Source organism: Streptomyces sp. NPDC000941 (genome assembly GCF_053599555.1).
Genome location: NZ_JBSFMM010000238.1, coordinates 1 through 16,543 on the forward strand (window position 1 = coordinate 1; position 16,543 = coordinate 16,543).

The 16,543-nt window shown below is 71.5% G+C and carries 1 protein-coding gene and 1 pseudogene; both read left to right on the forward strand.

Going from position 1 to position 16,543, the window contains the following annotated elements; all coding sequences use genetic code 11:
* Positions 1-92: 92 nt before the first annotated feature.
* A pseudogene (locus ACWDSL_RS44755) lies at positions 93-5,252 on the forward strand (beta-ketoacyl synthase N-terminal-like domain-containing protein); the annotation flags it as partial.
* Positions 5,253-5,396: 144 nt separating this feature from the next.
* The coding region (locus ACWDSL_RS44760) for an SDR family NAD(P)-dependent oxidoreductase (RefSeq protein WP_450494370.1) at positions 5,397-16,543 on the forward strand (11,147 nt) is incomplete at its 3' end.

Genomic DNA, 16,543 nt, shown 5'->3' on the forward strand with positions numbered 1-16,543 from the left:
CTGAGCCCGGTCACGGTGGCGAGCTGATTGCGCAGCTCGAGCGCGACCGGGCGTTCAAGGATCTGGGCTTCGACTCGCTGACCGCGATCGAGCTGCGCAATCAGCTCGCCACCGTGACCGGGCTCAGCCTGCCCGCCACCTTGGTGTTCGACCATCCCACCCCCACCGTCCTCGCGGACTTCCTGGTGGCCGAGTTGACGGGAGACCGTGACGACAGGCCCGGCCCGGCGGTCGTCGCTGCCGACGTCGCCGACGACCCGGTCGTGATCGTCGGGATGAGCTGCCGCTTCCCGGGCGATGTGCGCTCCCCCGAGGATCTGTGGCGACTGGTCGCCGAGGGACAGGACGCGATCTCCGGCTTCCCGACCGATCGTGGCTGGGACCTCGACGGACTCTCCGGCGGCGGTTCCGGGAGCAGCGACACCGCCAAGGGCGGCTTCCTCTACGACGCGGCCGGGTTCGACGCCGACTTCTTCGGGATCTCCCCGCGTGAGGCGATGGCCATGGACCCCCAGCAGCGACTGCTGCTGGAGTCCGCGTGGGAGGCGTTCGAGCGCACCGGAATCGACCCGGTATCGCTCCGTGGCGGCCAGGTCGGGGTGTTCGTCGGGACGAACGGCCAGGACTACTCGGACCTGGTCAGGACGGCGAACTCCGATATGTCGGGGCACACCGGTACGGGCATCGCGGCGAGCGTGGCGTCCGGCCGGCTCTCGTACACACTCGGCCTCGAAGGCCCCGCGATGACGGTCGACACGGCTTGCTCGGCGTCACTGGTGGCGCTGCACCTGGCGGCGCAGGCGCTGCGGTCGGCGGAGTGCTCACTCGCCCTGGCGGGCGGTGTGACGGTGATGTCCACCCCTGGCGGGTTCGTGGGCTTCAGCGGGCAGAGCGGACTGGCCCCGGACGGCCGCTGCAAGGCGTTCGCGGATGCGGCGGACGGCACGGGGTGGTCCGAGGGCGTGGGGTTGTTGGTGCTGGAGCGGTTGTCGGACGCGCGGCGCAACGGCCACGACGTGCTGGCGGTGGTGCGTGGTTCGGCGGTGAATCAGGACGGTGCGTCGAATGGTTTGACGGCGCCGAACGGTCCGTCGCAGCAGCGGGTGATCCGTGCCGCGTTGGCGAGCGCAGGTCTCTCCCCGGTGGACGTGGACGCGGTGGAGGCACACGGTACGGGGACCACGCTGGGTGATCCGATCGAGGCGCAGGCGTTGCTGGCCACCTACGGGCAGGGGCGGGAGCGGCCGCTGTGGCTGGGGTCGGTGAAGTCGAACATCGGGCATACGCAGGCGGCGGCGGGCGTGGCCGGTGTGATCAAGATGGTGATGGCGATGCGGCACGGGATGCTGCCGCGCACACTGCATGTGGATGAGCCGTCGTCGCATGTGGACTGGTCGGCGGGTGCGGTCGAGCTGTTGCGGGAGCCGGCCGAGTGGCGGGAGGCAGGCGGGCCGCGCCGGGCGGGTGTCTCGTCGTTCGGAATCAGCGGTACCAACGCGCACATCATTCTCGAACAGGGCCCGGCGCCTGTGGTGTCCGAGGCGGTGCCGATGGTCGCGGGTCCGGTGGACGCGGGGCCGGTGCCGTGGCCGGTGTCGGCGAAGAGCCCGGAGGCGCTGGCGGCGCAGCTGGACCGGCTGCGGGAATGGGCCGATGACAACCCCGGCCCGACGCCGTTGGACGTGGGCTACTCGCTGGCCACGGGCCGGTCGCTGTTCGAGCACCGCGCCGTGCTGCTGGCGGACATCGGTGATGACGACGGCCCGGTGGAGATCGCCCGTGGCGGGGCGAGGAGCGGCGTCAAACTCGGGGTGCTGTTCTCCGGCCAGGGCAGCCAACGGACCGGTATGGGACGGGAGTTGTACGGTCGGTTCCCGATGTTCGCCGAAGCCCTCGACGCCGTGTGTGCGCATCTGGACCGGGAACTGGACCGCCCGCTGCGGGACGTGCTCTTCGCCGAGCCCGGTTCGGCCGACGCGGCACTGCTGGACGAGACGGGATGGACGCAGCCCGCGCTGTTCGCCATCGAGGTGGCGCTGTTCCGGCTGCTGGAGTCCTGGGGCATCACACCGGACTGTCTCGCCGGGCATTCGATCGGCGAGGTCGTGGCCGCGCATGTGGCGGGGGTGTTCTCGCTGGCGGACGCCTGCACCCTGGTGGCCGCCCGGGCCCGGCTGATGCAGGAGCTGCCGTACGGCGGGGCGATGGTGTCCGTACAGGCGACTGAGGACGAGGTCGTCCCGTATCTGGGCGAGCGCGTGTCGATCGCCGCGCTCAACGGACCGCGTTCGGTGGTGATCGCCGGTGAAGAGCCCCAGGTGGATCAGGCCGCGGCCCGCCTCGAAGCCGAGGGCCGCAAGACCAAGCGGCTGGCCGTCAGCCACGCCTTCCACTCCCCTTTGATGGACCCGATGCTGACGGACTTCCGGCACGTGGTGGCACGTCTGTCGCCCCAGGAGACGGCCATCCCCGTCGTGTCCAATCTGACCGGCCGCCTCGCCACGGCGGAGGAACTGCTGTCGCCGGAGTACTGGGTGCGGCACGTACGGGAGTCGGTGCGGTTCGCCGACGGCCTGCGGACGCTGACCGAGGAAGGTGTTTCCGTACTGGTCGAGCTGGGCCCGGACGGCGTGCTGTCGGCGATGGCCCAGGAGTCGGTGCCCGAGGACGCCGTGGTGGTCCCTGCGCTGCGCAAGGACCGGGATGAGCAGTCCGCCGTGGTGGCGGCGCTGGCCCGGCTCCATGTGACGGGTGTCGGCGTGGACTGGTCCGCGTTCTTCGCCGGAACCGGTGCGCGCCGGGTCGACCTGCCCACCTACGCCTTCCAGCACGAGCGGTTCTGGCCGTCCACCTCGGTGAGGGTGGCGGACCTGACCGGTGCGGGACTGGAGCCGGCCGGGCACCCGCTGCTGGGCGCCGCCATGACGGTGGCGGCCTCCGAGGAGCTGGTGCTGACCGGCACACTGTCGCTGACCACGCACCCCTGGTTGGCCGACTACGTGGTGGGCGAGCAGGTGTGCTTCCCCGGCACCGGCTTCCTTGAACTGGTGGTCCGCGCCGCCGACCAGGCCGGCTGCGATCGGGTCGAGGACCTGTCGCTGACCACCCCCCTGGTACTGCCCGAGCGGGGCGCGGTGCGGGTGCAGCTCTGGGTGGGGAGCCGGGACAACCTCGGACACCGGGAACTGCGGTTCCACTCGTGCCCCGCCGACGGCCCCGGGCAGGAGTGGACCCTGCACGCCACGGGAGTCCTCACGGAGGGCGCGGAGGTCTCCGAATTCGATACGACGGCATGGCCGCCGCACGGGGCGACCACGATGGACCTGGACGGCCTGTACGAACACCACGAACGGGCGGGGCTGGCCTACGGACCGGCCTTCCGCGGACTGCGGGCGGTCTGGACGCGCGGTACGGAGGTCTTCGCCGAAGTCGCCGTGCCCGAGGACGTACGGGACGCGGAAACCTTCGGCGTGCACCCGGCGCTGCTCGACGCCGCACTCCACGCGGCCGTGTTCACGGACGCCGACGCCGACGCCGACGGACCGGGCCTGCTGCCGTCCACCTGGAGCGGGGTGTCGCTGCACGCCTCGGGGGCGTCGACGCTGCGGATCAGGCTGACCAGGAGCGGCCCGGACACGGTCGCGCTGACAGCCGTGGATGTACAGGGCGCACCGGTGCTCTCGGTGGGCTCGCTTGCACTGCGGCCGGCTTCGACGCGGGCGGCTGCGACGACGGGCCGCGACGAGCTGAACTCGCTGTTCCGGGTCGAGTGGGTGCCCCGGCAGCTGGACGGCGCGGCCGGGGCCGCCGAGTGGGCAGTGCTCGGCACGGACACGTGGGATCTGGCCGCGGTGCTGGAGTCCGCGGGCGTCACCCGGGACACCACGCGGGTACGGGCGTTGGCCGACCTGGCCGGGCCCGAAGGCGCCGCGGTCCCTCAGGTCGTGGTCGCCCCGCTCATGGGCGACGACCCCGCTCGTGGCCCCGAGTCGGTGCGCGAACTGACCCACCACGCGCTGGAGCTGCTGCGGGACTGGCTGGCCGAGGAGCGGTTCGCCCGGTCGCGCCTGGTGTTCGTCACCCGAGGAGCGGTGGCCGACGCGGACCAGGACATCACCGACCTGGCGGCCGCGGCGGTGTGGGGCCTCGTACGGTCCGCCCAGTCGGAGCACCCCGGCCGGTTCCTGCTGGTGGACCTGGACGACTCGGCGGAGTCCGCGGCCGTGCTGCCCGCACTTCCCGGGCTGCTTGACGCCGAGGAGCCGCAGGCAGTCGTCCGCGGGGGCGCGGTACGTGTCGCGCGGATGACACAGCTGGCCTCGTCCGACAGCCTGGTGCCGCCGACCGGTGCGCCGTGGCGGCTGGACATCCGCGAGATGGCCACCCGCGCGAAGGGCAGCCTGGACGGGCTGACGCTCGCCGCGTGCCCGGAGACGCTCGAGCCACTGACGGGCCGCGAGGTGCGGGTGGCCATACGCGCCGCCGGGCTGAACTTCCGCGACGTCCTGGGCGCGCTCGACAGCTATCCGGGCGAAGCCGGGCCGCTCGGCTCCGAGGCCGCCGGTGTGGTCGAGGCGATCGGCCCCGAGGTGACCGGGCTCCGGCCGGGCGACCGGGTGATGGGCCTGCTCTCCGGCGGATTCGGCCCCGTGGGGGTGACGGACGAACGGCTCCTCACCCGCGTTCCCGACGACTGGACGTGGGAGACCGCCGCCTCGGTGCCGCTGGCGTTCCTGACCGCGTACCACGCACTGGTGGAACTCGCCGGTCTGCGAGCCGGGGAGAAGGCGCTGATTCACGCGGGCGCGGGCGGCGTCGGCATGGCGGCGATCCAACTGGCCCGCCATCTGGGCGCGGACGTGTTCGCCACCGCGAGCGAGGGCAAGTGGGACACCCTGCGGTCGCTGGGCGTGGCGGAGGAACACATCGCCTCCTCGCGCACCACGGAGTTCGAGCCGAGGTTCGCCGCTGCCACGGACGGTGGCGGGGTCGATGTCGTACTCAACGCCCTGTCGGGGGAGTACGTCGACGCCTCGCTGCGCCTGCTGGCGCCGGGCGGCCGGTTCCTGGAGCTGGACAACCTGAATAAGGCGAACATCCGCGACCCACAGGCGCTGCCGGAGTGCCACTACCAGCCGTTCGACCTGGGGCTGGTGGACCATGAGCACATCCAGCGGATGCTCGTCGCGTTGGTGCGGCTGTTCGGCGACGGGTCTCTGCGGCCGCTTCCGGTGCGTACCTGGGATGTGCGCCGGGCCCGCGAGGCGTTCCGGCACATGAGCCTGGCCCGGCATATCGGCAAAGTCGTCCTGACCACGCCCCGCCGCTGGGACACCGAGGGCACTGTACTGATCACCGGGGGCACCGGCGGGCTCGGTGCCGAGCTGGCCCGGCATCTGATCACCCGACGTGGCCACCGACACCTGCTGCTGGCCGGCAGGCGTGGCCTCAATGCCCCCGGCGCCGTGGAGCTGCGGGACGAGCTGATCGCCTACGGCGCCGAGGTCACCGTGGCCGCCTGTGATCTCTCCGAACGAGCCGCCACCGCCGAACTGCTCGCCGCCGTCCCGGCCGGACACCCGCTCACCGCGGTGGTACACACCGCGGGCGTACTGGACGACGGTGTCATCGGATCGCTGACCCCGGAACGGCTGGACACGGTACTGCGACCCAAGGTCGACGCCGCATGGCATCTGCACGAACTCACACGCGACCTTGACCTGGCCGCATTCGTCTGCTACTCCTCGGTGTCCGGTGTGATGGGCACCGCGGGTCAGGCCAACTACGCGGCGGGCAACATCTTCCTGGACGCCCTGGCCCAGCACCGGCGTGCCCACGGCCTCCCCGCGATCTCCCTCGCCTGGGGAGCCTGGGCGCAGGGCACGGGCATGACCAGCACCCTGAGCGACGACGAGATGCGCCGGATCAGCGAAGCGGGCATGCCACCGCTCTCGGTCGAGCGCGGACTGGCGTTGTTCGACGCCGCCACCGCCTGTGACGAGGCACTGGTCCTGCCGCTCGGGATCGGAAACGGCGCGTTGCGGCTGCCCGGCGGTGTCCCCGCCATCCTGCGCGGACTGGTACGGCCCGGTCGTCGTAAGGCCGCGGGCGGTGTCGCGGAGATATCCCGGGCGGGCCTCGCCGAGCGGCTTGCCGCGCTGCCGGAGGACGAGCGGTCGCGGTTCCTCGTCGACCTGGTGCGTACGGAGGTCGCCCAGGTGCTGCGGCACTCCAGGACGGCGGCCATCGGCGCAGACCGGGCGTTCAAGGATCTGGGCTTCGACTCATTGACCGCGATCGAGCTGCGCAATCAGCTCGCGGCGACGACCGGTCTCAGCCTGCCGTCCACGTTGGTGTTCGACCACCCGACGCCCGCGGCGCTGGCACAGCTCCTGCTGACCGAGCTCATGGGCACGCGGACCGAGACCGCTCTCCCGGCGTTGCCGGCCGCCCCACTCATGGACGACCCGATCGCCATCGTCGGGATGAGCTGCCGGTTCCCCGGCGGTGTGCGCTCTCCCGAGCAGCTGTGGGACCTGGTCGCCGACGGCCGTGACGCGATCTCCGCCTTCCCCACCGACCGAGGCTGGGACCTGGGCATACTCGCCGACGACCCCGACGGGCGGGGCGGCGGGGCCATCCGCGAGGGCGGGTTCGTCTACGACGCGGCGGAGTTCGACGCGGGCTTCTTCGGGATCTCGCCGCGTGAGGCGCTGGCGATGGATCCGCAGCAGCGGCTGCTGCTGGAGGCCGCGTGGGAGGCGTTCGAGCGCACCGGGATCGACCCCGTGTCGCTCCGGTCCAGCCGGACCGGTGTGTTCGTCGGCACGAACGGCCAGGACTATTCGACTCTGGTCATGAACGCCGGGGAGGAGTTGGCCGGGCACGCCGGTACGGGGCTCGCCGCGAGCGTGGCGTCCGGACGTCTGTCGTACACGCTGGCTCTGGAAGGCCCGGCGATGACGGTGGACACCGCGTGTTCTTCCTCGCTGGTGGCGTTGCACCTGGCGGCCCAGGCGCTGCGGTCGGGGGAGTGTTCACTGGCCCTGGCGGGCGGTGTGACGGTGATGTCCACCTCGGTGGGATTCGCCGGGTTCAGCCGCCAGGGTGGGCTGGCGCCGGACGGCCGGTGCAAGGCATTCGCCGATGCGGCGGACGGTACGGGCTGGTCCGAGGGTGTCGGCATGCTCGTGGTGGAGCGGCTGTCGGACGCCCGGCGCAACGGCCACGAGGTGCTGGCGGTGGTGCGGGGCTCGGCGATCAACCAGGATGGCGCGTCCAATGGACTCACGGCGCCGAACGGGCCGTCGCAGCAGCGGGTGATCCGTCAGGCGCTGGCGAGCGCGGGGCTGTCCACGTCGGATGTGGACGCGGTGGAGGCGCACGGTACGGGGACCCGGCTCGGCGATCCGATCGAGGCGCAGGCGCTGCTGGCCACGTACGGCCAGGAGCGCGAACAGCCGCTGTGGCTGGGGTCGGTGAAGTCGAACCTCGGTCATACGCAGGCGGCGGCGGGTGTGGCCGGTGTCATCAAGATGGTCATGGCGATGCGGCACGGGGTGCTGCCCCCGACGCTGCATGTGGATGCGCCGACTTCGCATGTGGACTGGTCCGCCGGCGCGGTCGAGCTGCTGGCCGAGCCCATTGAGTGGCCGGAGGGCGATCGGCCGCGTCGGGCGGGTGTCTCGTCGTTCGGGATCAGCGGCACCAACGCCCACATCATCCTTGAGCAAGGCCCGGCACCCGCGGCGCCCGAGGGCTCTTCCTCGGCTCCCGGCCTGGTGCCGTGGCTGGTCCCGTGGCTGGTGTCGGGCAAGAACGAGCCCGCATTGCGAGCCCAGAGCGACCAGCTCATGTCGTTCGTCGACACGAACCCCGGTCTGGCGCCGGTGGATGTGGGCTACTCGCTGGCGACGAGCCGGTCGGCGTTCGAGCACCGTGCGGTGCTGCTGGCCGACGGGGAAGGCGTGGCGGCGGTCGCCGAGGGCGCCGCCGACACCGAGCCCACGGTGGCGTTCCTCTTCTCGGGACAGGGCAGTCAGCGGCTGGGGATGGGCCGGGAGCTGTACGGGCGCTTCCCGGTGTTCGCCGATGCGCTGGACGGGGTGTGTGCGCAGCTGGACGCGCACATGGACCGGCCGCTGCGCGATGTGCTGTTCGCGGAGACGGGGTCGGCCGACGCCGATTTGCTTGACCAGACGGCGTTCACGCAGCCCGCGTTGTTCGCGGTCGAGGTGGCGTTGTTCCGGCTCGTGGAGTCGTGGGGTGTCCGGCCGGACTATCTGGCGGGTCATTCCATCGGTGAGATCGCGGCGGCGCATGTGGCGGGGGTGTTCTCGCTGGCTGACGCGTGCACGTTGGTGGCGGCGCGGGCCCGGCTGATGCAGGAGTTGCCGTCGGACGGGGCGATGGTGTCGCTGCAGGCCGCGGAGGACGAGGTGATTCCGTATCTGACCGGCCGGATGTCGATCGCCGCGCTCAACGGACCGCGCTCGGTGGTGATCGCCGGGGACGAAACCGCGGTGTCGGAGGTCGCGGCCCGGTTCGAGGAGGAGGGGCACAGGACCAGGCGGCTGCGGGTGTCGCATGCGTTTCACTCGCCGTTGATGGAGCCGATGCTGGACGGGTTCCGGCGGGTGGTGGAGGAGCTGTCCATCGAGGCTCCGCGGATCCCGCTGGTGTCCAATGTGACGGGTGAGCTGGCGTCGGCGGAGTCGATGTGCTGGCCGGAGTACTGGGTGCGCCATGTGCGCGAGGCGGTGCGGTTCGCCGACGGGGTGGCCGCACTCAGCGCCGCCGGGGTGACCGCGTTCCTGGAGGTCGGCCCCGACGGAGTGCTGTCCGCCATGGCCCAGGACAGCCTGCCCGAGCCGTCCGCCGACACCGTCGTGATCCCGGCGCTGCGCAAGGACCAGGAAGAGGAGAGGGCGCTGCTCACCGCGCTGGCCCGACTGCACGTCATCGGCGTGCGGGTCGACTGGCAGGCGCTGTTCGCCGGAACGGGTGCTCGACGGGTGGACCTGCCCACCTACGCCTTCCAGCGTCGGCGCTACTGGCCGGCGACCTCGCTCCGTACAGGAGACGCCTCGGGTCTTGGCCTGGTCTCCGCGCTCCATCCCCTGTTGGGCGCGGCGGTGGAGCTGGCCGATTCCAGCGGTCTGCTGTTCACCGGTCGCCTGTCGGTGGCCACCCACCCGTGGCTGGCCGATCACGCGGCCGGCGGTGTGGTGCTGTTCCCCGGCACCGGTTTCCTGGAGCTGGCGATTCGCGCCGGTGACCAGGTCGGCTGCGGTTCGGTGGAGGAACTCACCCTGGCGACGCCTTTGGTGGTGCCGGAGCGGGATGCGGTGGCGGTGCAGCTGCGGGTGGGCGAGCCGGACGACTCGGGACGCCGCAGTCTGACCGTGCACTCCCGTCCCGCCGATGTCGCGGAGGGCCCCTGGGTACGCCATGCCACGGGTGTGCTCGCGGCCGGGGAGCGCCGGGCGGAGTCCCGTGGCGCGGTGTGGCCGCCTGAGGGGGCGACCGAGGTCGATCTCGAGGGGTTCTACGAGCGGTTCGCGGAGGGCGGATTCGCCTACGGGCCGGTGTTCCAGGGGCTGCGGGCGGTGTGGCGGCGCGGGGACGAGGTCTTCGCCGAGGTCGCCCTGGACGAGCGAGTGACCGATGCCGAATCCTTCGGCGTTCACCCCGCGCTGCTGGACGCCGCGCTGCACGCGGCGTTGTTCGTGGACCTGGACGCGAGCGCGGCCGGCCGGTTGCCGTTCTCCTGGAACGGGGTCTGTCTGCACGCCGGTGGCGCGTCGACGCTGCGGGTACGGCTGACCAAGGCCGGTGCGGAATCGGTGTCGCTGCTGGCGCTCGACACGGCCGGGGACCCGGTTGTGTCGGTCGATTCGCTCGTCCTGCGTGCGGTGTCCACTGAACACATGGCCGCCGCTTCCGCGCGCCGGCACGAATCGCTGTTCCAGTTGCAATGGACACCTGTGCCGACGCCCAGGTCCGTCCATGGCACCGAGGGCCTGCGGTGGGCCGTACTCGGAACGGACGAGTTCACGCTCGGAGCGGCACTCACGGCGCCGCAAACCTCCGTCACGACGTACCAGGACCTGGGGTCCCTGGGCGAGATGCCCGGAGACGATCCCGCTGTTGTGCTGGTCCCGCTCAGCGGAGCTGCCCATGGCGGCGAGGCGGGCCCGGACATGGTGGCCGACACGGCGCGAGCACTCACCTCCACGGCGCTGCGGCTGCTCCAGGACTGGACGGCCGACGACCGGTCGGCCCGGTCCCGCCTGGTGTTCGTGACCCGGGGCGCGGTCGCGGCGGAAGACGGGGACGCGGTCCTCGACCTGGCCGCCGCCGCGGTGTGGGGCCTGGTGCGGGCGGCGCAGGTGGAGAACCCTGACCAGTTCGTACTGATCGACCTCGACGAGACGGAGAACGCCGCCGCGGCGATCCCCGCCGTGCTCGCTTCCGGAGAGCCACAGGCGGTCGTCCGTGACGGCGCCGTCCGGGTCGGACGGCTGGGCCGCCCGGTCACCGGGGAGCTCGAGCCGCGACAGTGGGATCCGGCCGGCACGGTCCTGATCACTGGTGGCACGGGCGGTCTCGGGCGCCTGCTCGCACGGCACCTGGTGGCCGAGCACGGTGTCCGGCATCTGCTGCTGGCCAGCAGGCACGGTGGCGAGAGCGACGCGGTCGTCGAGATGGTCGCCGAACTGACCGCGCACGGAGCCCAGGTCCGGGTCGTCGCATGCGATGTCGCGAACAGGGCCTCCGTATCGGAATTGCTCGCGGGGATCCCCGAGGAGCATCCGCTCACCGCGGTCGTCCACACCGCCGGTGTCCTGGACGACGGTGTGATCGGTTCGCTGACACCGGACCGGCTGGACACCGTCTTCCGGCCCAAGGTGGACGCGGCATGGCAGCTGCACGATCTCACCCGGGACATGAATCTCACGGCGTTCGTGGTGTTCTCGTCGGTCACCGGCATCGTCGGCGGCGCCGGGCAGGCCAACTACGCCGCGGCGAACAGCTTCCTGGACGGCCTGGCCCAATACCGGCGAGCGCACGGTCTTGCCGCGACGTCCTTGGCGTGGGGCCCATGGGAACAGAGCGCGGGAATGACCGGCGAGCTCGGCGAAGCGGACGTCAAACGGATGGCGCGGGGCGGGATGTCGCCGCTGTCCGCCGAGCAGGGCCTGGCGCTGTTCGACACCGCGTGCTCGCTGGGGCATGCGCTCCTGGTGCCCGCCCGCGTCGATGTGGCCGCGCTGCGGGCCCGGCGTGAGGTGCCATGGCTGGTGCGCTCCGACGCCGACCGGACCCCGCGCCGCCACGCCGCCGCAAGCGACCCGGCCTCAGCGGCCACGCTCACCCAGCGGCTGACGGAGCTGCGCCCGGCGGACCGGGTCCGTGCCGTGGTGGACCTGGTGAGCACCGAGGTGGCCTCGGTGCTCGGGCACGAGTCGCCGGAAGCGGTCGAAGTCCGACATGAGTTCCGTGAGCTGGGCTTCGACTCGCTGACCGCGGTGGAGCTCCGTAACCAGCTGGCCAACGCCACCGGACTGCGCCTGCCGTCCACCCTCGTGTTCGACTACCCCACACCGCTGGCGCTGGCCGAACACCTGGTGGCGGAACTCTTCGGCACCGCCAGTGGCCCGATCGCGCCGGCGCCGCGCCGTACGCCCGTTGACGACGACCCGATCGCGATCGTGTCCATGGCCTGCCGCTACCCCGGTGGTGTGGATTCCGCTGAGGGCCTGTGGCAGCTGGTGAGTGACGAACTGGACGGCATCTCCGGATTCCCGACCACCCGGGGATGGGATCTGGACGCGCTCTACGACCCGGATCGGAACACTCGCGGCAACACGAGCTATGTGCGTGAGGGTGGGTTCCTGCACGAGGCGGGGGAGTTCGACGCCGGGTTCTTCGGGATTTCACCCCGTGAGGCGCTGGCGATGGATCCGCAGCAGCGGCTGCTGCTGGAGACCTCGTGGGAGGCGATCGAGCGGGCCGGGATCGACCCGCTGACGCTGCGCGGCAGCCGGACCGGTGTCTTCGCCGGAGTGATGTACCACGACTACGGCTCCGGTGCGGAATTCCCCGAGGAGGTGATGAGCTTCGTCGGGACCGGCACGGCGGGCAGCGTGATGTCGGGCCGGGTCGCCTACGCCCTCGGCCTGGAGGGGCCGGCGGTGACGGTCGATACCGCGTGTTCCTCGTCGCTGGTGGCCATGCACTGGGCGGCTCAGGCGCTGCGGGCCGGCGAATGTGCCCTGGCGTTGGCCGGTGGTGTGACGGTCATGGCCACTCCGGGGCCCTTTGTGGACTTCAGTGCGCAGGGCGGTCTGGCGGCCGATGGCCGGTGCAAGTCCTTCTCCGAGAGTGCTGACGGGGTGGGCTGGTCGGAGGGCGTCGGGATGCTGATGCTGGAGCGGTTGTCGGATGCCCAGCGCAATGGCCATGAGGTGCTGGCCATCTTGCGGGGCTCGGCGGTGAACCAGGACGGTGCCTCGAACGGGCTCACGGCGCCGAACGGCCCGTCCCAACAGCGAGTGATCCAGCAGGCCCTGGCCGACGCCGGTCTCTCGCCCATCGATATCGACGCAGTGGAAGGACACGGAACCGGTACCACGCTGGGCGACCCCATCGAAGCCGAAGCGCTGCTGGCGACGTATGGCCGGGATCGGGACGCGGAGCGTCCGCTGTGGCTGGGGTCGGTGAAGTCGAATATCGGGCATACGCAGGCGGCGGCGGGTGTGGCCGGGGTGATCAAGATGGTCATGGCGCTGCGCTACGGCACGCTGCCCGCCACCCTGCACCTCGATGAGCCGACCTCGCATGTGGATTGGTCGTCCGGCGCTGTCAGGCTGCTGACCGCGCCGATGGAGTGGCTGGAGGGCAGCCGCCCCAGGCGAGCGGCGGTGTCGTCGTTCGGGATCAGCGGCACCAACGCGCACACCATCTTGGAGCAGGCGCCGCCGGCGGCTGCTGGAGCCGAGGACGACACGCCGGATGCGGCGCCGGGCGTCGTGCCGGTGGTGGCGCCCGGCGTCGTCCCGGTGGCGGTGTCGGGCAAGACGGCGGAGGCGCTGCGGGCCCAGGCGGCGCGGATGCTCTCGTACTTGGAGCGGAATCCGGGGCCGGCCCCTGCCGACCTCGCACTGTCCTTGCTGACCACGCGGGCGGCGTTCGAGCGGCGCGGTGTGGTGTTGTCCGGGGACCGTGGTGAGGCCATGGAGGGGTTGCGTGCCCTCGCCGTGGGCGGTGCGGCTGCCGGTGTGGTGCAGGACGTGGCCCGGGAGGACCGGGTGGTGGCGTTCCTGTTCTCGGGGCAGGGCAGTCAGCGGGCGGGGATGGGCCGGGAGTTGTACGGAAGGTTCCCGGTGTTCGCCGAGGCTCTGGACGAGGTGTGTGCGCATCTGGACCGGGAGCTGGACCGGCCGTTGCGGGAGGTGATGTTCGCGGAGCCCGGGTCGGTCGAGGCGGGGTTGCTGGATGAGACGGGGTGGACGCAGCCTGCGTTGTTCGCGGTCGAGGTGGCGTTGTTCCGGCTGGTGGAGTCGTGGGGTGTCCGGCCGGACTATCTGGCGGGTCATTCGATCGGTGAGATCGCGGCGGCGCATGTGGCCGGGGTGTTCTCGCTTGCGGATGCGTGCACGTTGGTGGCGGCGCGGGCCCGGCTGATGCAGGAGCTGCCGTTGGGCGGGGCGATGGTGTCGCTGCAGGCCACCGAGGACGAGGTGGTTCCGTATCTGACGGCCGGGGTGTCGATCGCGGCGGTCAACGGGCCGAGTTCGGTGGTGGTCGCCGGTGACGAGGCCGCGGTGCTGGAGGTGGCGGCCACGTATGAGGAGTTGGGGCGGAAGACTAGGCGTTTGCGAGTCTCGCATGCGTTTCACTCAGTCTTGATGGATGCGATGGTGGCGGAGTTCGGGCGGGTGGCCCGGGACATCTCGTATGAGGCCCCGGCGATTCCGTTCGTCTCGAATCTGACAGGTGAGTTGGCCGGCCCGGAGCTGGTGTGCTCGGCCGAGTACTGGGTGCGCCATGTTCGGGAGACCGTCCGTTTCGCCGCCGGCATGCGGTGGCTGGACGAGCGTGGGGTGACCACGTATCTGGAGCTGGGCCCGGATGGGGTGCTCTCCGCGATGGCACAGGAGAGCCTGTCCGAGAAGTCGGCCGGTACCGCTGCTCTCGTCCCCGCCCTGCGCAAGGATCTGGACGAGGAGCGGGCGTTGGTCACGGCGCTGGCCCGGTTGCACTCTCATGGCGTGGCTGTCGAGTGGCAGCGGTTCTTCGCCGGGACCGGAGCCCGTCGGGTCGAGCTGCCGACCTACGCCTTCCAGCACGAGCTGTACTGGCCGGCCCCCGCGGCCCGCACCGGGGACGTGACCGCCGCCGGGCTGGGGGCGCCGGAGCATCCCTTGCTGGGTGCCGCGGTGGAGCTGGCGGACGCCGGCGGTCTGCTGTTCACCGGGCGGCTGTCGCTGCGGTCGCACCCGTGGCTGGCCGACCACGCCGTGGGCGGTGTGGTGCTGTTCCCAGGGACCGGTTTCCTGGAGCTGGCGATCCGCGCCGGGGACCAGGTCGGCTGTGACCGCGTCGATGAACTCACGCTCGCCGCACCAATGGTGCTGGAGGAGCGAGACGCGGTGGCCATCCAGCTCTGGGTGGCCGAGCCGGATGAGTCCGGCCGCCGGGGCGTGAACCTGTACTCCCGGCCCGCTGACGCAACGGACCAGCCCTGGGTCCGCCATGCCACGGGTGTGCTGGCCGCTGGGCGGGGACCCGCCGAACCCACCATGTCGACCTGGCCTCCCACGGAGGCCACCCCGGTCGAACTGGACGGCTTCTACAAGCGGTTCGCCGAGGGAGGCTTCGGCTACGGCCCGCTGTTCCAGGGGCTGCGAGCCGTCTGGCAGCGCGGCGAAGAGACCTTCGCCGAGGTGGCGCTGCCGGAGCAGGGGAGCGACGCCGAGTCGTTCGGGATCCATCCCGCGCTGCTGGACGCGGCCCTGCACGCGGTGTCCTTCGTGGACCTCGGAGAGTCGGACCGGGGCCGGCTGCCGTTCGCGTGGAGCGGGGTGTCCCTGCATGCCGGCGGAGCCTCCGTGCTCCGGGTACGGATCGCCAAGGCCGGGGCCGAGTCGGTGTCGCTGACGGCGGTCGACATGGCGGGTGCGGTGGTCCTGTCGGCGGAATCGCTGACCTTGCGGCCACACTCCGCCGAGCAGCAGGCGGGAGCACATCGCGGCGAGCGGGACGAGCTGTTCCGGCTGGAGTGGGTGCCCGCCCCGGCCGATCCGGTGGCCGGCACCGGGCTGAACATGGTGGAGCTGACCGCCGACGAGGCCGCGGACCTGGCGGCACTGGAGACAGTGCCGGAGGTGGTGACGGTCGCGGCCGGGTCCGCGGGAGCCCACGATGTGGTCACGTCGGTGCACGAGGAGACCGCGCGGGTACTCGGCCTGATCCAGGAATGGGCGGCCGACGACCGGTTCGCGCACTCCCGTCTGGCGTTCGTCACCCGAGGAGCCATCGCGGTCGACGAGGGCACACCGGTGAGGGATCTGACCGGAGCGGCGGTATGGGGGCTGGTGCGCTCGGCCCAGGCCGAGCACCCGGACAGGTTCCTGCTCGTCGATGTGGACGAGCGGGAGGCATCCATGTCTGCGCTGCCGGTAGCGCTCGCCTCCGGCGAGCCGCAGGTCGTGGTGCGTGACGGAGCCGTACGCGTCGGCCGGCTGGCCCGGGTGTCCACCGCAACGGACCTGGTGCCCCCGGCAGACGTGGCATGGCGCCTGGACAGCAGGCAGAAGGACAGGCTGGACAACCTCTCGCTGGTGGAGTTCCCGGAAGCCACCGAACCGCTGCGGGCCGATGAGGTCCGGCTCTCGGTACGGGCGGCGGGGATGAATTTCCGCGATGTGCTCAACGCGCTGGGCATGTACCCCGGGGACGCCGGATGGATGGGTTGCGAGGCTGCTGGTGTGGTCGTCGAGACCGGCTCCGAGGTCACCGCTTTTGGGGTCGGTGACCGGGTGCTCGGAATGGTGCAGGGCGCGTTCGGCCCGGTCGCCGTGGCCGATCGGCGTGCGCTGGTGAAGGTCCCCGACGAGTGGTCGTTGGAGGATGCCGCGGCGGTGCCGCTGGTGTTCCTGACGGCGTATTACGGGTTGGTGGATTTGGCGGGGTTGTCGTCGGGTGAGTCGGTGCTGGTGCATGCGGGTGCCGGTGGTGTGGGGATGGCGGCGGTTCAGCTGGCCCGGCATCTGGGCGCCGAGGTGTTCGCGACCGCGAGTGAGTCGAAGTGGGACACGCTGCGCTCGCTGGGCATTCCGGATGACCACATCGCCTCGTCCCGTTCGACGGACTTCGAGGAGCGGTTCCTTGAGGTGACCGGTGGGCGGGGTGTGGATGTGGTGCTGAACTCGCTGGCGGGTGAGTTCATCGACGCGTCGGTGCGGCTGCTGCGGTCGGGTGGCCGGTTCGTGGAGATGGGCAAGACCGACATCCGCGACGCGGAAACGGTGGACGG